At 36.9% G+C, this 24,423-nt stretch carries 22 protein-coding genes, 1 other RNA gene and 1 riboswitch; of the genes, 18 read left to right on the top strand and 5 right to left on the bottom strand.

The features are described from left to right. Positions 1–171: 171 nt before the first annotated feature. The 3 genes from UtA1_RS01910 to UtA1_RS01900 form a co-directional block, all read right to left on the bottom strand. Positions 172–1,767 carry a multicopper oxidase family protein gene (locus tag UtA1_RS01910; protein WP_016837618.1) on the bottom strand — a complete coding sequence of 532 codons (1,596 nt, stop codon included), beginning with the start codon at positions 1,765–1,767 and terminating at the stop codon, positions 172–174. A gap of 462 nt (positions 1,768–2,229) precedes the next feature. Further along, complete coding sequence (locus UtA1_RS01905) at positions 2,230–2,547, bottom strand: thioredoxin family protein (protein ID WP_096549878.1); 318 nt, start codon at positions 2,545–2,547, stop codon at positions 2,230–2,232. A gap of 77 nt (positions 2,548–2,624) precedes the next feature. Further along, positions 2,625–3,803: a PucR family transcriptional regulator gene (locus UtA1_RS01900; RefSeq protein ID WP_016837620.1), complete on the bottom strand. Its 1,179-nt coding sequence runs from the start codon at positions 3,801–3,803 to the stop codon at positions 2,625–2,627. Positions 3,804–3,987: 184 nt separating this feature from the next. Here UtA1_RS01900 and UtA1_RS01895 point away from each other — a divergent pair, with 184 nt between their 5' ends. From UtA1_RS01895 to UtA1_RS01835, 13 genes are all read left to right on the top strand, one after another. Next, positions 3,988–5,235 (top strand): Zn-dependent hydrolase, encoded by a 1,248-nt coding sequence (locus tag UtA1_RS01895; RefSeq protein ID WP_016837621.1) that lies wholly within the window; start codon positions 3,988–3,990, stop codon positions 5,233–5,235. 18 nt (positions 5,236–5,253) lie between these two features. Then, a complete protein-coding gene (gene hydA, locus UtA1_RS01890; RefSeq protein WP_096549877.1) occupies positions 5,254–6,666 on the top strand; it encodes a dihydropyrimidinase in 1,413 nt (470 codons plus the stop codon). Positions 6,667–6,685: 19 nt separating this feature from the next. Then, entirely contained in the window at positions 6,686–8,047 is a 1,362-nt protein-coding gene (locus UtA1_RS01885) for an NAD(P)-dependent oxidoreductase (RefSeq protein ID WP_096549876.1), read from the top strand. Between the two features lie 13 nt (positions 8,048–8,060). Continuing rightward, positions 8,061–9,344, top strand: coding sequence for an NAD-dependent dihydropyrimidine dehydrogenase subunit PreA (preA, locus tag UtA1_RS01880; protein ID WP_016837624.1), 1,284 nt, complete (start codon positions 8,061–8,063; stop codon positions 9,342–9,344). 28 nt (positions 9,345–9,372) lie between these two features. Next, the gene (locus UtA1_RS01875) at positions 9,373–10,881 is read left to right on the top strand and encodes an NCS1 family transporter (protein ID WP_096549875.1); all 1,509 of its coding nucleotides are present in this window, start codon (positions 9,373–9,375) and stop codon (positions 10,879–10,881) included. Between the two features lie 9 nt (positions 10,882–10,890). Then, entirely contained in the window at positions 10,891–11,085 is a 195-nt protein-coding gene (locus UtA1_RS01870) for a hypothetical protein (protein WP_016837626.1), read from the top strand. Between the two features lie 162 nt (positions 11,086–11,247). Then, the gene (locus UtA1_RS01865) at positions 11,248–12,240 is read left to right on the top strand and encodes a M23 family metallopeptidase (protein ID WP_096549874.1); all 993 of its coding nucleotides are present in this window, start codon (positions 11,248–11,250) and stop codon (positions 12,238–12,240) included. 305 nt (positions 12,241–12,545) lie between these two features. Further along, positions 12,546–13,661 (top strand): IS4 family transposase, encoded by a 1,116-nt coding sequence (locus UtA1_RS01860; RefSeq protein WP_096549873.1) that lies wholly within the window; start codon positions 12,546–12,548, stop codon positions 13,659–13,661. A 233-nt stretch (positions 13,662–13,894) separates the two neighbouring features. Further along, positions 13,895–14,000: riboswitch (TPP riboswitch) on the top strand. Between the two features lie 98 nt (positions 14,001–14,098). Next, entirely contained in the window at positions 14,099–14,785 is a 687-nt protein-coding gene (tenA, locus tag UtA1_RS01855; RefSeq protein WP_096549872.1) for a thiaminase II, read from the top strand. Between the two features lie 15 nt (positions 14,786–14,800). Next, entirely contained in the window at positions 14,801–15,403 is a 603-nt protein-coding gene (gene tenI, locus UtA1_RS01850) for a thiazole tautomerase TenI (protein ID WP_096549871.1), read from the top strand. A 2-nt stretch (positions 15,404–15,405) separates the two neighbouring features. Further along, positions 15,406–15,609 (top strand): sulfur carrier protein ThiS, encoded by a 204-nt coding sequence (gene thiS / locus UtA1_RS01845; RefSeq protein ID WP_096549870.1) that lies wholly within the window; start codon positions 15,406–15,408, stop codon positions 15,607–15,609. A 2-nt stretch (positions 15,610–15,611) separates the two neighbouring features. Then, positions 15,612–16,376, top strand: a complete 765-nt coding sequence (locus tag UtA1_RS01840; protein ID WP_096549869.1) for a thiazole synthase — start codon at positions 15,612–15,614, stop codon at positions 16,374–16,376. Continuing rightward, entirely contained in the window at positions 16,373–17,386 is a 1,014-nt protein-coding gene (locus UtA1_RS01835) for a ThiF family adenylyltransferase (RefSeq protein WP_126434388.1), read from the top strand. Before UtA1_RS01840 ends, UtA1_RS01835 begins: the two co-directional genes overlap by 4 nt. 190 nt (positions 17,387–17,576) lie before the next feature. On the opposite strand, the gene ssrS is transcribed toward UtA1_RS01835, so the two are convergent. Both ssrS and UtA1_RS01825 read right to left on the bottom strand, forming a co-directional pair. Continuing rightward, positions 17,577–17,767: non-coding RNA, 6S RNA (gene ssrS, locus UtA1_RS01830), on the bottom strand. 136 nt (positions 17,768–17,903) lie between these two features. Then, positions 17,904–18,545, bottom strand: coding sequence for a YfbR-like 5'-deoxynucleotidase (locus UtA1_RS01825; RefSeq protein ID WP_096552362.1), 642 nt, complete (start codon positions 18,543–18,545; stop codon positions 17,904–17,906). A gap of 214 nt (positions 18,546–18,759) precedes the next feature. On the opposite strand from UtA1_RS01825, the gene UtA1_RS01820 reads away from it, so the two are divergent. The 5 genes from UtA1_RS01820 to UtA1_RS01795 all read left to right on the top strand — a co-directional run bounded on the left by UtA1_RS01820 (position 18,760) and on the right by UtA1_RS01795 (position 24,209). Further along, the gene (locus UtA1_RS01820; protein WP_096552360.1) at positions 18,760–19,191 is read left to right on the top strand and encodes a hypothetical protein; all 432 of its coding nucleotides are present in this window, start codon (positions 18,760–18,762) and stop codon (positions 19,189–19,191) included. A 578-nt stretch (positions 19,192–19,769) separates the two neighbouring features. Continuing rightward, entirely contained in the window at positions 19,770–20,342 is a 573-nt protein-coding gene (locus tag UtA1_RS01810; RefSeq protein WP_096549866.1) for a superoxide dismutase family protein, read from the top strand. 296 nt (positions 20,343–20,638) lie between these two features. Then, on the top strand, positions 20,639–21,634 hold the full coding sequence (locus UtA1_RS01805) for a TAXI family TRAP transporter solute-binding subunit (protein ID WP_096549865.1): 996 nt from the start codon (positions 20,639–20,641) through the stop codon (positions 21,632–21,634). Positions 21,635–21,706: 72 nt separating this feature from the next. Continuing rightward, entirely contained in the window at positions 21,707–22,219 is a 513-nt protein-coding gene (locus UtA1_RS01800) for a DUF1850 domain-containing protein (RefSeq protein WP_096549864.1), read from the top strand. After that, the gene (locus tag UtA1_RS01795; RefSeq protein WP_096549863.1) at positions 22,209–24,209 is read left to right on the top strand and encodes a TRAP transporter permease; all 2,001 of its coding nucleotides are present in this window, start codon (positions 22,209–22,211) and stop codon (positions 24,207–24,209) included. Before UtA1_RS01800 ends, UtA1_RS01795 begins: the two co-directional genes overlap by 11 nt. Positions 24,210–24,423: the final 214 nt, after the last annotated feature.

Genomic DNA, 24,423 nt, shown 5'->3' with positions numbered 1-24,423 from the left:
TAGAAGCATTGAGTAAGTATTAAAGGGGAAAAATGTAAAAAGTCGAATGGATAAAAAAAGGATATATACATAATGCAAAAAAAAACGCCTGTTAAAAGGCGGGATAATAGTGAAATTTATTGAACTATTTCAAGTGATAGGGAATTGGCGATATTTGTAAAATAATTATCTTTAATCATGTTGTACGACAGGATGGGCGTCATCAATGACTCTGATAGGGCGCATCATATCGTGATCTTCATGTTCGAGCAAGTGACAATGCCAAATATAGTTCCCCGTATGTTCTTTCCAATGCATGATGACTCTTGTGACCATTCCGCTAGGAGCGCTCACCGTATCTTTCCAACCTCTTTCGTAGTCGAGAGGCGGTTCTGGATCACCTATAAACTCAAGAATTTCCCCGTTGGAATTTTGGTATAATTCAAGATCAAACGGTCTTCGATCAAGAATTTTGAATTGTACTAAATGAATATGCATAGGATGGGCAATTGGTGTGGCATTGATAAATTCCCAAATTTCAACACTATCTAAAGAAGGTTTTTCTGAGCATGGATCGTGATACATTTTATTATCTAGCATCATCATAATTCTACCGTATTGATCTTCTCCGACAGATAAAGGTAGCTTACGAATGACATGAGCGTGGTGTTCATGTAAATCCATTGATTCAGCAAGTTTAGTTGGAATCTCACTTGTATCTTTTCCTTTTAACGGGCGAGTTACACGAAACTCCATAATGTCCCTTTTGGGCTCATCTTCATCAAATAAAGTATTAATTAATTTGATTTTTTGCCCTTTGAACGAGGAGAAGTCAACGATTACATCTACTCGTTCCGCTGGCATAAGCTGTATAGAAGTAACTTTAACAGGTGCAGTTAAAAAACCGCCATCCGTACCAATGAGATAAAATGGTTCCCCATTTTCAAGTTGGATATTGTAAGTAGAGCTGTTCGCACCATTTAAAATGCGGAATCGATATTTTCTTGGTTCTACCTCTAAATACGGCCAAGCTTTTCCGTTAACAACCATCACATCTCCGTTGAAAAATGGAACAATGGTAGGAATAAATGGTGCTGGAATTGGGAATGGTGCATCTTCCGGTGGACGATCTGGATAAAATAATGATCCATCTTCGTTAAATGACTTATCTTGGAGGAGAAGAGGATATTCATAATCTCCTTTTGGCAAATTTAATCGATCTTCTAATGCATCTCGGATGATATAAAAACCTGTCAGACCTGCATAAACATTTAATCTTGTCATCGCCATTGTGTGATCATGATACCAAAGGGTCGCTGCTGGCTGATGATTTGTGTATTCATGAACCTTTCGTTTAAATTTTGGTCCCGTATATTCATAGTTTTGTGTATACCAAGCTTCTGGATGACCATCGCTTTCCCAAAATACATTAGCACCGTGTACATGAACAACTGAACGAACTTCTGGTGAGTCACCTACACTGTGCAATGTGCGATCAATAGGTAAGAAATGCTTTTTTGGAAGTTTGTTTAAATATTTCACATAAATTTTTTTGTCTTTTCTTGCCTCAATTGTTGGCCCCGGATAAATTCCATCATATCCCCACACTTTTGTTAATGGAAAGTCTCGGTGAAATCGATGAAACGCTTCTTTCATCGTAATTTCAAAATATGAATTGGTTGGATAGTTAGGGTTGGGTTTCGGTTTCACTACAGGGGGTTTTTGTAAAGGCGTTACAAACTTTGGTATTGAAGCAGGATCTTTCGGGTTTACTTTCGTTTTAGGCAATTTTTCACTTCCTTTGTCATACTTTCATATCTATCCTATTCATCAGCATCATCTTATGTTTCTAATAGTGGGACAGATAGAACGTATGAGATGACAGACCATTAAAGTCAAATTTGAAGCTGATTGATGGTAATGATGTCTAACTATGCTGTAAAAACACATGGCGAAATGTAAATTAGTGGGTTTGCCTAATTGGAAGATTGTTGGTGGAAAAATTTATGAGAGTTTTGCATATTCGTTAGTGAATATTAGGCTATTGGAGTCGCATCTGATTCTTTCGGTACCTTATTCGCAACAGTAATTAACTCGAATAGAAGCATATGTTTAATTTATTCCTTAGTTCACAAGTTGGAAAATAGAATAAAAGACCCCTATCTAATGCGGGGTCCTTTATGTTAAAAAAGTTTTTATATTACCTTAAAGGGCACAATGAGAAGATTATCCAATCTATTTAATATTATGTTAAATGTTTAAGCTATCAATAAAGTTTTCAATTTCTTCTTGTGTTTTGCGGTCGCGGCTAACGAAACGTCCAATCTCTTTTCCATTGTTGTAAGCGATAAAACTTGGAATTCCAAAAACATCAAGTTCGCCGCACAAATCTAGAAAGTTGTCACGATCTACTAATACAAACGTATATTGAGCATATTTTTCTTCGATTGCCGGAAGGAATGGTTTAATGAATATGCAGTCTTTGCACCAATCTGCTGAAAACACAAAGATTACACGTTCGTCGTTTTTTAGTTCATGAAACTGTTCAATGGATTGTAGTGATTGCATTGTTTCTCCTCCAAGTGAATGTATTGTAAGTTAAAAGGTATCATACCATATTATTTAAACCAAAACAAACTAAACCACTATGTTTTATTTAATACATCTTCTATCATCAGAGCGATGCTTAAATTGGTTTTTGTAAAATTATCGTTTAAATCAACATCTAACAAAGATTCGAGTTTTCGAATTTTATAATTGACGGTATTTCGATGAAGGAAAAGTTTTTTGCTAATCCGATTTACACTTCCGTTTTCTTCTAAAAAAATTTTCAAAAATTGCACATAGTCCGATCCATTCATTTGGTCGTATACATATAGGGGGCCTAGCATTTCTTGATGAAAGGATTTGATGACAGGATCGTCGTATAATGCCAAAAGAATACGATATGCACCGATATCTTTATATTTAAAAAAAGAAGATTTTTGTTGCAATTGGGTTAAATGGATCACAGTGAGCGATTCGTTATAACTTTTTTTCACTTGTTGGATTGAGTGATATTTATTTCCCATACCAATGGTTAATTGTCTTGTCCCCAGTTCTTCGTATTCCTTTTTATAAATGTTTTGAAAGATGGATTCTATTGGAATTTTCTTAGCGTGTTCATCATAGGAAAAGATGACATATATCAATTGATTATTATGTTCCAAACAAAAGAAGTGTTTGAAATATTGTTGAAACTCATAATCAATCAATTTTCGGTATTGAAAATATTTATTATTTGGTTGATCCAATAAACAAGTAATCACGCAAAAAGATTCTTCTTTTGAAATACCACGTTGCTTCAATAATTCTTTTAATTCTTCGAGAGGGGAATCGATATCAAACAGTAATTGCTGCAAAATTCTTTTTTCATTGTTTTGTTGATAGTGCATATTTTGTTTTTTCGAAATAAACTCAAAAGTCATTTTTAATAAATCCGCGATTCGATATTTCCATTCAAACTGGAAAAGAGGTAATTGCTTTTCATTCGCAAATTGAATGATTGCATTGGGGACACGAGGAATGTAGGGTCCGATATTGATAATAAAACCTGCTATTTTTTTTGCATGTGAGGACTTAATTAATCTTTCCAGTTGCCTTTCATCATTATTCATTTGAATACCAGTCGTTACAATTAATTCATTTGGTCGACAAAATGGAACTAAGTCAGCCGATTCGATTACATTAATTCCAGAAAAACTTTTATGGATTCCAGCCTGTCCACCAATTAACTGCAGATGTTGGAAATTTGGATCAGATAATAGCTCCGAAATTTTTACCATAGAATCCCCCCAAAATAAATTGATACGCGTAAATCCCCTATTGGCTTATATGAAAAAAAATTATCAAATAGAACTGTGCAACTGCACAATAATTTTCGTCAGAATGACCATTAATTGAGGATTAAGTTTCTAATAAAATTATCGTAATAAGTCACAGTTTAGTTGGTATAAAGGGGGGGAGTTAATGTATAAGTGCAATGAGGCGAGGCTGAAAGAATCCATCATTCAGTTTAGTCAATTCGGTGCTACAAGTAACGGCGGTGTTACAAGGCTCGCCTTATCAAAAGAAGATCTTCAAGCAAGGGACTATTTCGTTCAATGTTGTGAACAACTAGGGATGGAAATAAAAACAGATGATATGGCCAATATTTATGCGACTTTGCCGGGAAAAAGGAATTTACCACCAATCGTGATGGGGTCGCATCTTGATTCCGTCGTGCGAGGCGGTCGGTTTGATGGAGTGCTTGGCGTATTAACTGCGCTAGAGGCGGTAAGAACAATCAAAGAAAATGGACTAGAATTAGAGATTCCGTTAACGATTGTGAATTTTACCAATGAAGAAGGTGCTCGTTTTGAACCGTCAATGATGAGTTCCGGGGTACTTTCTGGAAAATTCGATAAAGAACGAGTGTTAAAATCAACAGACGTAAGTGGCATCACGTTTGAACAAGCATTGAAAGAAAGCAATTATCAAGGAAGCGAAGAAAATCGGCTAAAAGAAGCCAGTGCTTTTATTGAATTGCACATTGAACAAGGTCCTGTACTAGAAGCGGAAAATGTTGAAATAGGTATTGTTGAAGGTGTAGTGGGAATGGTTTGCTATGAAATTCGCATTACAGGTGAATCAAACCATGCCGGCACAACACCGATGAAAATGCGTAAAGATCCTTTATTTTTAGCTAACAAATATATATCACTCCTCATAGAAAAACTAGGTCAAATCGATGAAGAATTAGTTTATACAATCGGTCGAATGAATGTCTCTCCAAATATTCACACAGTCATTCCTAACAAAGTTGTCTTCACGTTAGAGTCACGTCATAAAGATCCAGCAAAAATTAAACAAGTAGAAGAAGTAATCCATTCCTTACCAGAAGAAGAAGCAGGATGCAAAGTGGAAATTGAAAGGCTTTGGAATCGTGATACAGTCGTTTTTGACGAAACAATTTGCAATCAAATCGAAGAGGCTTGTAAAAGCTTTGGTTATTCATCAAAAAGGCTATATAGCGGTGCAGGCCACGATGCACAATTTATTGCAAGCTACATTCCTACAGCGATGATATTTGTGCCAAGCATCAATGGAAAAAGTCATTGCGAAGAAGAAGAAACCCCTTACGAAGATTGTGCAAAAGGTGCAGATGTATTGCTGGAAACAGTGCTGAATCTTCAAACAAAATTTTCACTAAAAGTGCAAGAAAAGCAAACTAATTAAAGGAGGAAAGGTGCTTATATGTCAAAAAAAATCATTAAAGGCGGCTGGATTGCAACTGCCTCAGATTTTTTCCAAGGTGACATTTTAATTGAAGGAGAGAAAATTGTTCAAATCGGTGGAAACATTGTTGATCCGGATGCTGAAATCATCGACGCAAGTGGAAAGTACGTGTTTCCAGGAGGAATCGATCCGCATACGCATCTAGATATGCCTTTCAATAATACTGTGACTGATGATGATTGGGAAACAGGGACAATTGCTGCAGCCTTTGGTGGAACAACAACAATAATCGACTTTGCATTAACTGCGGGGGAATCGAAGCTAGCAAATGCTGTGGAGAAATGGCACAAAAAGGCGGAAGGAAAAGCAGTTGTTGATTATGGGTTCCACTTAATGATTCATGACTTAAATGAAGAAACGGAAAAAGAATTGCCTATTTTATTAGAAAAAGAAGGAATTTCATCCATTAAGGTATTTATGGCTTATGCGAAGGAATTCCAAGCATCTGATCGAACATTGTTTAAAGCTTTCAAGATAGGAAAAGAAACTGGTGCCGTTGTGATGGTTCACTGTGAAAACGGTTCCGTAATCGATGAACTGGTGGAAGAAGCACGAAGAAAAGGCCATACAGCACCAATTTATCACGCTTTGACGAGACCGCCAGAAGTGGAAGGAGAAGCGACGAAGCGAGCAATTGAACTCGCTCATATTGCGGGAGCAAAGCTTTATGTTGTTCACGTGACATGTAAAGAAGCAGTTGAAGAAATTATTAGAGCCCGAGAAAAAGGATACGAAGTTTACGGAGAGACTTGTCCACCCTATTTGGTGCTAGACCAAACAGCCCTAGAGAAACCAGGATTCGAAGGAGCAAAATATGTCTGGTCGCCTCCTTTAAGACCGAAATCTCATCAAGAGCCATTGTGGAACGCATTAAAGGCAAAACAATTACAAACGATTGGTTCAGACATGTGCTCATTTAACTACAACGGTAAGAAGCGTTTAGGGTTAAATGATTTCTCTAAAATTCCAAATGGCGGACCATTTATTGAAGACCGCTTCAGTGTATTATTCTCAGAAGGTGTTGCAAAAGGGCGCATTTCCATTACAGACTTTGTTGACATGATTGCAACGAGCGCGGCAAAAATCTTTAATTTATATCCGCAAAAAGGAACAATTGCGGTTGGCAGCGATGCAGATATTGTCATCTTTGACCCGACTGTAAAACGGACTATTTCCGCTGAAACACATCACATGAATGTCGATTATAATCCGTTCGAAGGAATGGAAGTGACTGGTGAACCGGTAAGTGTGTTGTTGCGCGGAGAGTTCATTATTAAAGACAAAGAATTCGTAGGTAAAATCGGAGGCGGTAAATATATTCATCGCAGCTTAGCTAAGGAACCAAAAAAAGAAACTCAAATCATCAATTGATAGTTTAGGAGGGGGATGTATGACAAGCCTTTTGGGGGGTCGCATTTCATCTAATTTGACTGAAAATTTTGAAGAAATTTATAAAGGAATGACACCAAGCGAAGCTATCGAAGAAGCGAATCGTTGTTTGTATTGTTATGATGCACCTTGTATTAAAGCTTGTCCAACGGCGATTCCAATTCCTAATTTTATTAAGAAAATTTCATCCGGTAATTTAAAAGGGTCAGCAAAATTGATACTTGAGGCAAATCCTATTGGAGCCAGCTGTGCAAGAGTTTGTCCAACTGAGGAGTTATGTGAAGGCGCTTGTGTTTTAGGTTCTGTTTCAAAACCGATACAAATAGGCAACTTGCAACGATATGCAACAGATTGGGCAAGAGAACAAGAAAAACCTTTATTTGAAGCAAAACCATCTAACGGCAAAACGGTAGCCATTATCGGAAGCGGTCCGGCAGGATTATCTGCAGCAAGAGATTTAGCTCGTTTAGGCTACGAAGTAACGATTTTCGAAGCGGAAAAGGAAGCAGGGGGGTTAAATTATTTCGGAATTGTTCCTTTCCGCTTACCGAAAGATGTTGTGGAATGGGAAGTACAACAAGTTGAGCAATTAGGTGTTGAAATAAAAACGAATACTCGTGTTGGTGTAGATGTTTCCGTTGATGAAATAAAAAACAATTATGATCGAGTTGTGTTGGCAATCGGAATGGGTGATGTTCCGAATTTAGGAATTGAAGGGGAAGAATTAGAAGGCGTTTATGATGCAATTCAATTTGTAAAAAATACAAAATTAGGATCTATTACAGAATCTTTCAGAGGGAAAAAAGTTGTTGTCATTGGTGCAGGAAATACAGCGATTGATGCTGCAACATGCGCAATTCGTTTAGGTGCAGAAAACGTTCAAATTTTATATAGAAGAACTAAAAATGAAATGACAGCTTATGAGTTTGAATATGATTTTGCAAAAATGGACGGCGTTGAATTTAGATGGTTAACAACGCCTGTGAAGATTATTGGAAAAGACAATAAAGTCGTAGGCATTGAGTGCATCAAAATGGAACTTGGCGAACCGGGTGAAGACGGTAGACAAAAGCCGGTACCAGTAGAAGGTTCTAATTTTGTATTAAATGTAGATGCAGTAATTAAAGCCATTGGGCAAACGCGTCACATCGATCTATTAGAAGCCTTTGGTGTGAAACATTCAGGCGGAGTTGTTCAAGTCAATGAGTGTTTAGAAACGTCTGTGAAGAATGTCTATGCATGTGGAGATGTTATCTTTGGGAAAGGTCAAGGAGAGGCAATGGTTGTAACGGCTACACAACAAGGGAAAGAAGTAGCAAAAGCTATACACGAATCGTTTGAATTACAAAAGGAAAAAGCCTAGGGGGGATTGAAACATGGCGGATTTAAGCATAAATTTAGCGGGAATTAAATCACCCAATCCATTTTGGCTTGCTTCAGCACCACCGACAAACTCTGGCTATCAAGTTCAAAGAGCTTTTGAAGCAGGTTGGGGTGGAGCGGTATGGAAAACCCTTGGTGAGCCTATTTTAAATGTCTCTTCACGATTCTCTGCATTATCATATAACGGTCAAAGAGTGGCAGGATTTAATAATATTGAGCTCATTACAGATCGGCCTATCGAAGTGAATTTGAAAGAAATCTATGAAACGAAAAAGAAGTTTCCTAATCATGCTGTTATTGCATCCTTAATGATGGAACCAAAACGAGAGAAATGGCATGAGATTGTGAAACGGGTTGAAGATGTGGGCGTAGACGGGCTAGAGTTGAATTTCGGATGTCCACACGGTATGGCAGAGCGAGGAATGGGAAGCGCCTCTGGTCAAGTTCCAGAGCTTGTTGAAAAACAAACTTATTGGGTTAAAGAAGTTGCAAAAACACCTGTTATTGTAAAGCTGACGCCAAACATTACAGATATTACAGCAACAGCAGAAGCTGCGACTAGAGGCGGTGCAGATGCAATTAGTATGATCAACACAATTAATAGTTTAATGGGTGTTGATTTAGATACATGGAACACGATACCTCATGTTGCAGGAAAAGGAACGCATGGAGGATATTGTGGTCCAGCTGTCAAACCAATAGCGCTCAATATGGTGGCAGAATGTGCAAGAAGCCCTTATATCAATGTTCCGATTTCTGGTATTGGAGGCATTTCCAATTGGCGTGATGCAGTGGAGTTTATGCTGATGGGGGCTACAGGTGTTCAAGTATGTACAGCGGCGATGCATCATGGATTTAGTATCGTAGAAGATATGATTGATGGTCTTAATAACTATCTCGATGAAAAAGGAATTTCTTCTGTGATGGATATTGTCGGAAAAGCAGTTCCGAAATATTCCAATTGGGGAGATTTGGATCTTAACTATAAAGTAGTTGCAAAAATTAACAACGATGTGTGCATTAACTGTAACAAGTGTTACATCGCTTGTGAAGACACTTCTCATCAATGTATTGAAAGATTGAATGATGAGAATGGTAATCCGATTTTAAAAGTACGAGAAGAAGATTGTGTAGGATGTAATTTATGTTCGATTGTTTGTCCGGTGGATGGCGCAATTGAAATGGTTGAAGTGAAAGACCGATTACCAAAGATGACTTGGAACGAGCGTCAAGCGGCAATTGCAAAATACTCTATGGCCAATGTATCTAGTGAATAATTCATTCTGAAAACAGGGAGAGGAAATTTTGCATAAAAAGAGTAATTACTTAAAGTCTCCTGATTTGCTTCCGATAACGCATGCAAAGAGGAACATTAGTCCGTTCGGATTCGCTGTTATTTGGGTAGGTATGGCCATTGTACTTGCGGCATTTGCCATTGGAGCGGCAGGGATTGTTAATTTGCCGCTTCCAATGGTCATTCTCGCAACGATTATTGGTTCTGTTGCGATCGGAATTTTAATGACGATTATTGGGGATATTGGCGTTGAACATGGGCTTTCTTTCCCCGTTTATATGCGGGCTCCTTTTGGAACAATTGGTACTCATATCCCTTCAGCAGTTCGTGGGATTACCGCTTCATGTTGGTTTGGAATTAACACATACTTTGGTGCTTCGGCAATAAACGGGATTTTAAACATATTATTTGGATTTGATCAATGGTTTATTTGCTTTATCCTATTTGCTACATTCCAATTAATCAATGTGTCTTTAGGAATTAAATCCATTGAACGATTTGCGGATTTTGCTGCACCAATCATCATACTCATTTCCATTTGGATGTATATTTCCTTAGCAGATAAAGCAAGCGTGCAAGGAAAAGATATTTGGACTTGGGTTGAATCACCTGCAACAGGTGTTGCTGCTTTTACTGCCTTCATGGTTATTGTAATGGCCAATATGGGATTCTGGGCAACGCTCGCAGCAGATATGCCTTCATTATCCAGATTCTTTAAAGCTCCAAAAAATGAGCGAAATTGGTTTAAGCGTAATAAAACGCAATTAGTAGGTTCCATCATTGTGATGCCGATTTTTAACACATTAATGATTATGATAGGTGCAGTTTGTTATGCCGCGGTTGGTACGGGTGATCCAATTGTGGCTTTACAAGAAGCAGCAAGTGGATTCATCTTAGTCATCTTGCTACTAATGATTATTCTCGCCCAATGGTCAACGAATACGTCAGCAAATGTTATTCCAGCAGCAACGATATTTTCAAATATTGGTGGACCAAAAGTGCCTTTCTGGGTTGGGGTAATTATTGCCGGCATCATCGGTATATTAGCTCAACCATGGAATCTGTTTGATATTCTTACTCAGGCATTACTCATCATTGGTGGTATTTTAACATCGATTGTCGGTGTGTTGTTTGCAGATTACTATATCCTTCGTAAAAGAAGAGTGAATGTTAAGGATTTATATGAAGTAGATGGTCAATATCGTTATGCTAACGGAATTAACTGGGCAGGAATGCTTGCATGGATTATTGGGGGAATTATTGCCAATTTATTACCGACCTATTCTTCAATTGTAGGATTGGTAGCAGGTGCGGTTATTTATTATATTCTTGCAAAATATTGGTGGTTTAAAAAATATCCTCAAGCTGAAATAGTAGATCCAGATGATTCCAAATATTTAGGAATTACAGCTGGTAGGGACTGGATGATTGATGGTACAGAGACGGATGTAGAAGTGATCTTTGGAGAGCTAGAGGTGGAGGCAACCGAGCAAGTCATCCCATCGAAAAACATAGAATGAGGTGATTTGATGTCTGAAGAATATAAGGAGTTTCTTAAAGAAAAAGAAATTATTGAAAAGTATTTAGAAAAGGGATTAAAAATAGAAAAAATTTACGAAAACTTAGATGGTACAGTTGTAAAATTTTCAAATAGTGATGAAGAAATAATACTTACAACTCCAAATGCTAGAAAATTAATAGTTACAAAGTTGATACATGCTTGATTCTTTCGTGCTTAACATGTGTTGTTAAGCACTTTTTTATTTGCATAAAACTCTCCTACATAAAGGAAATTGGAATGTAAAATAATGGACTTTATTGTCATAGGAAAATCACTCATGGTTTAAAAAATTCGGGATATTCTAATGAAGAAAGGAGGATTCGTTTTGGTTCGAAAAATATTTCTCCCCTTATGTTTGGCGATTGTATGCTTTTATATATTTCCGACTTACGTAAATGCAAAAGAAACGAAGGAAAATGTTTATCAGGAAAGAATGAATTTGTACAAAAGCTACGAAACGCCATTTGTCCCATGGTATCGTTTGGCGGCGGTCGATCAATATGAAAGAAATATCCAAGAAGTACGGAAGGATATTCCGAAGCGTGAGAGTATCATCGCGATTCAGTTTTCTCCTGAATTTTGGGTTGGAGAATTGAATCCAAATGAGGAAGATACTTCACCTTTTTCAATTGGATATTTTGGGGGGAAAGGTCTTGATGGAAACGGAGATGGCAAGGCAGATCGAAATCATGACCAAGATATTCTTTATACAATGGCAACGTATTTAAGCGAATTTGGCCCGTCAGAAGAGGATTTTAAAACTGCCTTATGGGAGTATTACAAAGATGAAAAAATTATCAATCAAATTATAACCATTCAAATACTTTATAAACATTTTAATTCTATTGAGTTAGACAAGCATATTTTTCCCCTCCCAGTTCGAGGCTATAATTACAGCTATAAAGGAACTTGGGGTGCTAGCAGGGGATGGGGCGGAAGACGTATACATGAAGGAACGGATATTTTTGCAGGCTATGGAACGCCTGTTCTGTCAACTTCTTATGGTGTTGTAGAAGTGATGGGCTGGAATCAATTTGGCGGTTGGCGAGTTGGCATTCGGGATAATCATAATACGTATCATTATTACGCACATTTAGCATATTTCAATAAAGATTTGAAAGTTGGAGATATTGTAGAACCGGGAACAATTCTTGGCGCCGTAGGAAGTTCTGGATATGGTAAAGAAGGAACGAGTGGAAAATTCCCTCCACATTTACATTACGGAATGTATAAATTTAATGGCCGTACAGAATGGGCATTTGACCCATATCCACATCTTTTGCAATGGGAAAAACAAACAAAGAAGGGACAAAAATAACAAGAGTTGCTTTAGCGAAAAATCGCTAGAGCAACTTTATTTTATGGTAGAAGCCGCAAACATTTTTAGCTAAAAGTATTTGAAGAATATCCAGTCTGCTAAAAAAGATTATGCTTTTCAATGAGACACTGGGAAGTAGAAAGTTATATATAGTTGGAATAAAATCACTAGCATTGCACTAATTAAATCTGATGATTCAAAATACTAAGAATGTTCAATTTTTTATTGATTTCGAAACAAAAAAATCCTTTACAATGGAAGTACAGGTGGTTCCTGTCCAAATCCAATCGTAAAGGATAAACGTTATGGACAAGAATACACTAATTTCATCATTTGGTAAATGGGTTTCACCCATAAATATTCAAAAACTTAGCGAACAAGTCAAAGAATTGAAACAGGACTATTACACAAAAAAGCTGACAACAGAAGCCTATATTAAACTTTTATTGGTAGCCCAGCTGCTCGAATTTAAGAGCTTAGAGGAAATGAGTGATGCACTTGTAGACGAAGATCTTCAAAAAGCACTCGGATTTGAATCGATAAGTGCCTCTCAGCTATCCCGAAAAAACAATCAGATCAACCCACTAATTCTTGCAAATTTGTTCTTGGATCTTGTTTGGAAAATTCAACGGTACCATTATAAAACCGGAAAGAATATGCCACTGAAAATCATTGATTCAAGTACACTCCCGTTGAATTTGACCAATTATAAATGGGCAAAATTCCGTAAAACAAAAGCTGGTGTAAAGCTACACTTACGGCTCGTTTTCATGGATAAAGACCCCGTCTATCCTGAAAAAGCAGTGATTACGACAGCAAAAGAACATGACCGAAATCAACTCGAAGTCCTAGTGGATGATAAAGAAGCCATGTATGTGTTTGACCGCGGTTATGTGGACTATGAACGTTTTGATCGGATGACAGATGATGGCTATTTCTTCGTTTCAAGACTGAAGAAAAACGCAGTCATTCGTGAAGTCTATACATTTTCACTTCCTGATGATTGTCACGTTCTATCCGATAAAATGGTCTACATTGGTACCACACAAAATCGTACTGAAAATGTCTTTCGTCTACTAGAAGTTATGGACACAAAAGGGAACTTACTTCGTTTCATCACCAACCGATTTGATTTAAAACCAGAAGAGATAAGTGATATTTACCGATCTCGCTGGGCTATTGAACTCTTTTTCAAATGGCTCAAGCAACACGTAGAAATTAAGCACTTTTATGGAATGAGTGAAACAGCTATTCAAAATCAAATTTTCTTAGCCCTTATCACGTATTGCTTACATGTTCTCATTCAATTGGAGATGAAAAGTAAGAAATCTCTACTTCGAATTACTCGTTGGTTAAAGAGAGCTCTGTGGAAACCAGCTTATGTTTGGTTGCGAAAATTTGATGGGCGAGCCAGTCCATAATCTCCCTTTTGTCGTTGTCGCTCTGGTTTAACTGTATATATTTACCAAATGGGCAGTGCCACCTTTCTTTAGGTTTTGTCTTTTTGGCACAAATTCACAAAAATTAATTAACAGAAAATTCTAACTATATTTATGCAATGCTAATGGAATAAAATAACAAAATTTATATTCATTTTAACTTATTGAAAATTTTATGAGTTCATGCAATAATGATTGTAATTTAATAATGCATTATAAATCACTAGGGGTGCTAATTCATTTTAGCTGAGAGAGGCATTGCCTCAACCCTTTGAACCTGCACTAGGTAATGCTAGCGAAGGGAAGTGGTTGTTGGGACTCGTATTGTCTATTATTATATCTTTTTGCATTTCGGGTTTTAAGCCACTTCAATTTGAAGTGGCTTTTTTTAATGGTGAATTGAAAGGGAGGGAGAAATGATGAAATTTACTGACCGACTCTTTGAAAAGTATTGGTCAACTTGGAGAAAAAACCATGAACATCCGTTTGTGAAAGAGTTAGGTGCAGGCACATTGGACCCTGACAAATTCCGTTTTTATATGATTCAAGACTATTTATACTTAATCGATTATTCCAAATTGTTTGCTTTAGGTGCGGTGAAAGCGCCAAATCTTGAAGTGATGACGGTGTTTGCCAACCTGCTTTATTACACAATGAATGGAGAAATGGCGTTGCACAGAAAATATGCGAGTCGTTTTGGCATAACGGAAAAAGAGCTGGAAGAGGCAAAACCGTCTCCGGTAACGCTTGCATATACGCACTATATGTTAGCTGTTGCACAAAATGGTTCTATCGCTGAACTTGCAGCTGCTCATTTAGCTTGTGCATGGAGCTACTGGGAAATTGGATGTGAACTTGCTGAAATCGAGGGTGCTAAAGAACACGGATTATATGGAGACTGGGTAAAAATGTACAGTTCCGAAGAGTTTGGCCAATCAGCGCAATGGAATCTCGATTTGCTTAATCAATTGGCAGAAGGAAAACCGGAATCTGAACTTTTACGACTAGAAGAAATCTTCTTAAATACAACACGATTTGAATACATGTTTTGGGACATGGCATACAACAGGCAAATGTGGCCGACTGATGAAAAAGTCAATGCATGAAAGGAAGTCAATGTATTGGAACTGCATGCCATAACTGATGGAAAAAAATCAATTAAAGAGCTGAAAGAGATTATTACATCCATTGCCGATGTTGTTGATTACATTCATATACGCGAGAAAAGTAAAGTGCCCGCAGAAATCGTTGCGCTAGTAGAAGAACTTATTTATGCAGGGGTGGAGAAAGAAAGGCTTGTTATTAACGACAGGCTTGATATAGCCCTACTTACGGGTATACGGAACGTACATCTTCCAGCAAACAGTCTTCCGGCAGCAAAAGTAAAAACGGCGTACCCATATATGAGAGTTGGGGTTAGTGTGCATTCCGTTGAGGAAGCAAAAACTGCTGAAGAAGCGAGGGCAGATTATTGTCTTTTCGGTCATGTATTTGAAACGGACAGCAAAAAAGGATTGGCAGGTAGAGGAACGAATGCCCTAGGTAAAATCGTTGAACAATTGCAGATTCCCGTGATAGCGATTGGTGGAATTACGCCAGACAACGTTGAACAAGTGCTGGAGAAAAAAGTGCATGGCATTGCGGTGATGTCTACCATTTTCTCATCGAGTCAACCAAAGGAAGCCGCAATCCATTTAAAAAATATTGTTCAAAAAGGGGGATGAAGTTGCATCTTTACATTAATGGCCGAAAAACAGAAGTGCAAAGTAGTATTCAAAGTGTTGAAGATTTGTTGAAGTTTTATAAATTACAAGATCGCATAGTCGTGGTTGAACAGAATGGCGAAATTGTATTGAAAGAACAGTACAGCAAGCAGCAAGTGAATGATGGCGACAAAATTGAAATTGTTCATTTTGTTGGAGGGGGATAAACATGTTAAAAATTGCAGATAAAGTTTTTCAATCAAGATTGTTGTTAGGTACAGGGAAATTTCCGAATTTTGAGATTCAAAAGGAAGCGGTAGAAGCATCTGGCACAGAGATTTTAACTTTTGCGGTCAGAAGAATGAATATTTATGAACCATCCCAACCGAACTTTTTAGAAATGTTGGATCTTTCCAAATACACGCTTTTACCGAATACGGCAGGAGCCAAAACAGCGGAAGAAGCAGTGAGAATTGCGAAACTCGCAAAAGCTTCAGGGTTATGTGACATGGTGAAAGTCGAAGTAATTGGGGATGATAAAACGCTTCTCCCTGATCCTATTGAAACATTAAGAGCATCAGAAATGTTATTAGAAGAAGGATTTATTGTCCTTCCTTACACTTCTGATGACGTAGTGTTAGCGAAGAAGCTGGAGGAATTGGGAGTTCATGCTATCATGCCAGGAGCTTCTCCTATTGGTTCTGGGCAGGGTATTATCAATCCATTAAATCTTTCACTAATCATTGAACAGGCAAATATTCCTGTCATTGTCGATGCAGGAATTGGTTCCCCAGCAGATTGTGCGATTGCAATGGAGTTAGGTGCAGATGGCATTTTATTAAATTCAGCGGTGTCAGGTGCAAAAGATCCAGTTAAAATGGCAAAAGCAATGAAACTCGCTATTGAAGCTGGAAGACTTGGATATGAAGCAGGAAGAATTCCGAAAAAGCGCTATGCTGTTGCCTCCAGTCCAACAGAAGGGATTCTTTCATAATGGAGCGATATTCGCGACAAATTTTGTTTTCTCCGATTGGTGAGGAGGGACAGAAAAAATTACTGAAAAGCCATGTACTCATTGTAGGTGCAGGGGCACTAGGTTGCGCGAATGCTGAGATGTTAGCTCGAGCTGGCATCGGTAAAATCACTATCATTGACCGGGATTACGTCGACTGGACAAATCTCGGTCGTCAACAACTTTATACGGAAGAAGATGCAAAAAATAAAATTCCGAAAGCTGTTGCTGCACAAAAACATCTACAAACAATCAATTCAACCATTCAAATTGAAGGGATTGTTGGGGATTTTTCAATTGAATTAGAAGAGATGGTAAAAGATTTGGACCTCATCATTGATGGAACAGATAATTTTGAAACGAGATTTTTCATCAATGATGTTGCCATGAAACACGGCATACCATGGATTCACGGTGCGGTTGTAAGAAGTTATGGTATGAGTGTTTCGATCGTGCCAAAACAAACACCGTGTTATAATTGTTTGCTTCAAGTGATTCCATCCGATGGTATGACTTGTGATACCGTTGGAGTCATTAGTCCAGCGGTGCAAATCGTTGCATCTTATCAAACAGCGGAAAGCCTGAAATACTTAGTGAGTGGAAAGGTGTCTAAACAACTAGTTTCCTTTGATGTTTGGAAAAGGGAGCATTCAATTATTGACGTTTCTTCTTTAAAAAGAGAGGATTGTCCTTCATGTGGGAATAATCCCACACATCCTTACTTAACATTAGAAACAGGTTTGAAAACAGCAGTGTTGTGTGGCAGAAATACGGTGCAAATCAGACCGCACCAAAAACAACAAATTTCATTGGATCATATCTCAAAAAGACTCCAACCGCTTGTTCAAAACTTAAAAGCGAATCCTTACTTAATTTCTTTCCAAGCAGAAGATGTTCAAATCGTTCTCTTTCAAGATGGCCGGGCATTAATTCATGGAACGAAAGAAGAAGAAAAGGCTAAAAGAATTTATCATCGCTATGTGGGAGCATAAAAGTGCTGAAAGTTGCTTGCCATTGGGAAAAACACGGACACCTGTTAACTATGAGCGAAGTAGAAGTAGTATCAAAATATATTATTATAGAGGAAAGCGGGGAAGGTTCTCCGCTTATTTTTTTCAATAAATTAAAAAGCCCTCCTAATCGGAGAGCTCTTTTACAAACATTGTTAAGGTAATGTTTGTAGTGCAAGCCGCCTTGCCGTAATATTATAGAAAGTTTTAAAACCACGACTCCACCAAGTGGGTGTTCGCAGAAGATTTCCTGTATATCGTCATTCACCGTAGTGTGACGCTCGCCATTCCACCTTCGATCTAAAACTCCCTTTTTCAGTTCAAAGGTTAAAACTTAATATTCAACGTACAACGCAGCTTTAATGTAATAGTAATTGAATATGTAGCCTCGTGCAAGTAAGTATCTTTTAATAAAAAAGTCAAATATTTAATATAAAAAAGTAACGGATATTAGAGATAGAATTGGATGCAAAATAAAAGCCTCACTATAGCAGAATCCTTACTCTTGAGGCTTTATTTTGTTCAATATTTCATTTGTTAAATCGGCGATATTAATTTGCGTATCTTCTTTCATGACATCCTTTAAAATTTCATTTCGGAAATAATTGACACTTACTTTTAAAGGCATTTGAAGAAGATTTGTTAATGCTTGTTGATACATAATAATAAATTCTTTATCCGTATTACCTCGCTTCAGTTCAGCGAATGATTCATAAAATTGATCAAGCTTATCCGCAAATTCAAGAAGTCTGCCTTCTAACGTACCATCTTTTCCCTCTTTCATTCGCTCGAAGAAAACTTCTTGAAATTCAGGTGGAATCTCTTCTTTGATGAATTTTTCCATCATTTTTTCTTCCACGTGAGCAAGCATTTGTTTTAACTCTTCGCTTGCATGTTTTACCGGTGTTTTAATGTCACCAATAAATACTTCTGCAAAGTCGTGGTTGATTGTTTTTTCGTAAAGGGATTTCCAATTGACTTTTGCCCCATTCATTTCTTCAAGCGTTCCGAAAAACAATGCGTATTGAGCTACTTTCCAAGAATGGGCAGCAACATTGTGTTCTTCAAATTTAAAGCGCCCTGGAGCTCGAAAAATACGTTCTAAATCATTTAAACTAGTAAAAAATTTATGGATACCGATTGTAAACACTCCTAACAACCATGATTATGAAAAACCTGTGTGTTAATCATACATCAAAGTTTATCCAATGAGAGGCGATAATTAAACATTTAACATAAAAGTAAAATAGTTTAATAAAATGCTAAAATGATTTGTCATTGAATTTATAAATTAAGTATTTGAAATACATGTTATAGTAGATGTAGGTATTATAGATTGGATGTGAAAGAAATTGATGCATACTATTTTTTTATTCATTCATATTTTAAGCGCAATCATTTCAATAGGTCCGTTAGTTACATTGATTCCTTTAACAAAGAAAATGGAAGCTGCGGATGAGATAGAAATGATTGGATTTGTACAGTCTTTTCGAATAGCCATTACTGTTGTCAAGCATGCTGGTCATGTTCTTGTACTTTCTGGTGCGATTCTTATTATCGTTAGTGGATGGAAATGGACTGATTCATGGATTGTTTTAACGATAGCCATAATGTTAATATCCATTGTTTTCTTAGCAAGTGCTTTCAAGCCCACATTAAAAACCTTTGGGACGAGTCATTATAAGAAAGAAGAATTTATCGAGAAATTACGAAAAGCAACATGGAAATATATCATATTATTGCTGATTATGTTATGGTTGATGGTTGATAAACCAATGCTATGGTGAGTCATCTTATGTTGTTAGAAAGGTTGTAATATTATTCATATGATAAATGGTTCGAAATGCTACTTTTGTTTTTTTAAAGATACTAAGGTGTTTGTAAATAAAATACGAAGGGCCTGACCAAAGTGCAAACTTTTGGTTAGGCACAAATTCTTATGATAAATAATTTATTTGCTCCTAAAGTGGTCACATCAAACACGCCTCTTCGCCGCAATTTATTTGAGATGAAAGGGTCATCGTTAATAGAAAATTGGCGCTTTAAATGACTTTTTAGGCGCCAATTTTTCCATTATATTGACACGTCAATAACATTTCCTTTATACGGATGGTTTATTTGATGCTGTGCTTGATTTGATTTTTCCAACATCTCAATGACACCGGATGACCCTAAATTTAAGGATTTGTCTAAAATGCTTAATTGTAGAGTATGTTGGAGTGAGGCTAGCTGACTAGACATAATTGAATTGATATCCACGGAAATCCCTCCTTTCCATTAATATCGGAAAGTTTTTCGCCATTCCCATCTTTTTTGAATATTTATCCACTCCTTTGTCGAAACTTTTTTCGAGGGAGGGATGAGCATGAAAAACATCTTATTAAACAGTTTACCACTTAGCATACTACTTTTAGGCGGTTGCAGTTTTTTTGGAGCTGCGAATGAAGAGAATAACGAAATAATTCCCACGAATACAAGAGAAGCTTTGACTGCAACAGCAACCATGATTGATACAGAGGGTAATGAAATGGGGATAGTTGAATTGACCGAGTCATCAGAAGGTGTGAGAATCCATGTAAAATTGGAAAATGTACCGGAAGGAGAGCATGGTTTCCACATTCATGAAGTAGGAAAGTGTGAAAAACCGACTTTTGAATCTGCAGGAGCGCATTTCAATCCTAAAGGAAAAGAACATGGTTTTGACAATCCGAAGGGCTTCCATGCAGGAGACTTACCGAACATATCACCAGATGAAAATGGCTCTGTCGATATAGAATTTATTGCAAAAAATATTACCTTAGAAAAAGGAAAGGAAAATTCCTTATTTGATGAAGACGGAAGCTCTGTTATTTTACATGAAGCTCCTGACGATTATAAAACGGATCCATCCGGAAATTCTGGTTCGCGAATTGCTTGTGGTGTAGTAGAGTCAAATTAACCAAAAAATCAGGATGTTTGCTCATTTTTAAGCGACATCCTAAATTTTTTTATTATTATATTTATTTTGTTAAATATAATAAATCAGATATTAGAAAATTTAAAAAAAGGTTGTATTATAACACTTTTGCAATACTGTACCCAATTTTTTTATATAAAAATTTCTATTATAGTAAAATGATTATCTGCTTAATACGCTATTATTCTATAAAAATATTTGACATAAGTAATTTACAATAGTTACAATTGTACTGTGTTAAAACACCTATTACGCAATACAAAGAGGAGGGAATTGATTTGAAAAACAAAAAGTTTCTATTTTTATCAGTAATTAGCATCATGTTACTCATGTTGCTAGCTGCATGTGGTGGCAAAGAAGACACTTCTAACACAAATGAAGGTTCATCTGAAGGGGATAACAAAGAAACAACATCTGATATTAAATTCTTAAGCATGGTAACTGGTGGTACACAAGGTACTTACTATGCTTTAGGTGGTACATTTGCTGAATTAATCTCAAATGAAACGGGTATTAAAACAACTGCTGAAGTTTCACAAGCATCTGCTGCAAACGTAAATGCTTTAAAAGCAGGCGATGCTGAAATCGCTTTCGTACAAACAGATATTGCATATTATGCTAAAAATGGTCTATTAATGTTTGAAGGCGAGCCAATGGAAGATTTAGTAGCTATCGGTGCTCTATATCCAGAAACAGTTCACCTAGTAACAACAGCGAAATCAGGTATTAAATCTTTTGAAGATTTAAAAGGTAAAAAAGTTTCTGTCGGTGCTCCAGGTTCTGGTACTTACGCAAACGCTGAACAATTATTAGAAATTCATGGTTTAACAATGAAAGACATCCAAGCGCAAAACTTAGACTTTGGTGAATCAACTGATGGTTTACAAACAGGCCAAATTGATGCAGCGTTCATTACTGCTGGATATCCAACAGCTGCTGTAGAAGCTTTAAGTGCACAAGCTGACGTAGTGGTTGTTCCAGTAGATTCTGAAAAAGCAAAAGCATTAATTGAAAAATATCCATATTACACAGAAGATGTAATCCCAGCAGGAAATTATGGTTTAGCTGAAGATGTTCCTACTGTATCTGTACTTGCAATGCTTGCTGTGAAGAAAGATTTACCAGAAAATGTAGCGTACGGAATTGCAAAAGCAATCTATGGCAATACTGATAAAATTGGACATGCTAAAGGTGCATTCATTAAGAAAGAAACTGCTCTAAATGGTATTGGAATTGAAGTGCACCCAGGTGCTCAAAAATACTTTGACGAATAATTATTGATCGTTGCAAAGTGAAGGGCTTGAAGGCTAGTGCTTCTTCAGGCCCTTTGTATATGGAGAGATAATATGAAAAAATTTGCAATTATCATAATCGTCATCATCGCAATTTTCGCAGTTCTTTTTTTCCTTCCTTTTTTTTCTGTTATTTCCTTCACGGAAACAAAAACGAATGAACCGCAAATGTATTACATAGATGTAGGTAAAGATACATTATTTCAAATTCGTTTTACCCATTCCATTCACCTTACGGATGTACTAGAAACATATGAAATAATAGACAATAAAATCAAAATGATACTGATGGAGTATGAAGATGTGGCAATTGGTATGCCAGCTTCTGCAGAAGAAGGGCAAACATTAATATATGAAGATGGGAAGTATAAACTTTATTCAAATAATTTTATAGAAAACTTTGTCCTTTATGTCGGAGATGTCAATAGGGATTTATTTTTTTATTACGAGGATAAGGAATATGATTTAAAAAAATTTCTTCAGCGGGGAAGTTCCTATATCGTTGAAGTGAAAAAAATCTCTCTTTATGACAAGATGAAAGGAGTGCGAATAGCTCATGGCTACTGATAAACAACTAGAAGTTCTAACAGAAGAACAGCAACAAGAAATTTTAGAGAAGTATGACACCGAATCTAATGTTCGACGTTTAGGTGGAGTAATGAAATGGATTGTGTTTGGTCTACTACTTGCCTTTTCATTATTCCAATTGTATACGGCTATATTTGGTCAATTTACAGCTTATATACAACGTAGCATTCACTTAGGATTCGGGTTAACAGTTATTTTTCTTTTATTCCCTGCACGAAAAAAGGCATCTAAAACGAAAATTCCATTTTACGACTATTTATTAGCGATCATTGCAGCAATTTCAGGGATGTATTGGACGCTTAACTATCAACGACTTGTAACAAGCTTAGGGAAAATCGACCAAATGGATTTTATCGTTGGTACGATAGTTATTCTATTAGTGCTAGAGGCTGCGAGAAGAGCGGTTGGTTTACCGATTACAATTATAGCGTCACTATTCTTGGTATATGCGTTCTTTGGCCCTTACATGCCAGACTTCTTGGCTCACCGTGGTCAATCGCTTGAACAAATCGTAAACTTAATGTATTTCTCAACAGACGGTATTTTAGGTACTCCTATTAGTGTATCTGCCACTTATATTTTTGCCTTTCTATTATTTGGTGCTTTTTTAGTAAAAACAGGAGTTGGATCTTACTTCAACGATTTAGCTATTACAATTGCAGGGAAATTGATTGGTGGACCTGCAAAAGTAGCTGTCTTCTCCTCTGCATTACAAGGAACAATTTCAGGAAGTTCCGTTGCCAATGTTGTAACATCAGGTTCATATACAATACCATTGATGAAAAAATTGGGATATAAAAAGGAATTTGCAGGTGCGGTAGAGGCAGCAGCCTCAACAGGTGGTCAATTAATGCCGCCGATTATGGGGGCAGCAGCATTCTTAATGGTTGAATTTATTGGACGCGGTATCACTTACTGGGAAATTGCGAAAGCGGCCATTATTCCAGCCATTTTATACTTCTCAGGAATTTGGATTATGACTCACTTTGAGGCGAAAAAAATGGGGCTTCGTGGGTTGACGGATGAAGAAATTCCTAATCGAAAAGAAATTTTCAAAAAACTATATTTATTAATTCCGATTCTATTAATTATCGTATTAATGATGACTGGAATTCCTGTAATTCATGCAGCGTTATACGGTATTCTATCTTGTATTATTATTGGGTTTATTAACAAAGAAGTTGAATTTGGTGTGAAAGATATTATTGAAGCGCTTGTTGATGGAGCTAGAACAGCATTAGCCGTAGTTGCGGCAACTGCTTGTGCGGGTATTATTGTAGGAGTCGTTGTAAAAACGGGTCTTGGTTTAAGTTTAGCAAACAGCTTAGTAAAACTAGCTGGCGGAAGCATTTTATTAACATTGTTCTTTGTTATGATTGCTTCATTAATTTTAGGTATGGGTGCCCCTACAACAGCCAACTACGTTATTACTTCAACAATTGCGGCACCAGCGATTGTAGCACTACTCGCACCAGACGTTCCACAAGCTGCAGTACCGCTTGTTGTGATGTTATCTGCACACTTCTTCGTATTCTACTTTGGTATTATTGCGGATATTACGCCGCCGGTTGCACTCGCAGCATTTGCGGCATCGGGTATATCGGGTGGAGATCCAATTAGAACGGGTGTGAATTCGGCAAAACTAGCTATTGCAGCCTTTATTATTCCGTATATGATTGTTTTCTCTCCAGCATTATTAATGATTGATGTAACATTTTTAGAGGTTATTTGGGTTGTATTCACAGCTATGATGGGTATGATAGCAATTGGTGCAGGTGTAATTGGATTCTGGTATAGAAAAATTAATTGGCTTGAACGAATCATTGTGATTTTAGCGGGACTTGCCATGATCTATCCAGAATCAATGTCAGATATTATTGGATTAGTTGTATTCGGCATCATGTTTGCGATTCAACTATTCACAAAGAATAAAGGAAATAACACTAAATTAGATGCATCAATCAACTAATGATTTTAATCCGTCTCGATAAGAGACGGATATTTTTTTGTAAAAAATCTAATCTATTAATAGAAAATGATAGATTGAACCGAATTCATGGGATACATGGAATAATTTTCGCACGAAAAACTCTAATGATTATTTTATGATGGAAGTAATTGTTTTTGTGTAGGCAAAAGCAATTAATAAATATTACTACATTATGTATAATAGAGTAAGCAAT

This window comes from Ureibacillus thermosphaericus (assembly GCF_002370195.2).
Classification (GTDB): domain Bacteria; phylum Bacillota; class Bacilli; order Bacillales_A; family Planococcaceae; genus Ureibacillus; species Ureibacillus thermosphaericus.
The sequence above is the reverse complement of the archived record's forward strand: the minus strand, read 5'-3'. Positions and strand labels throughout refer to the sequence as shown.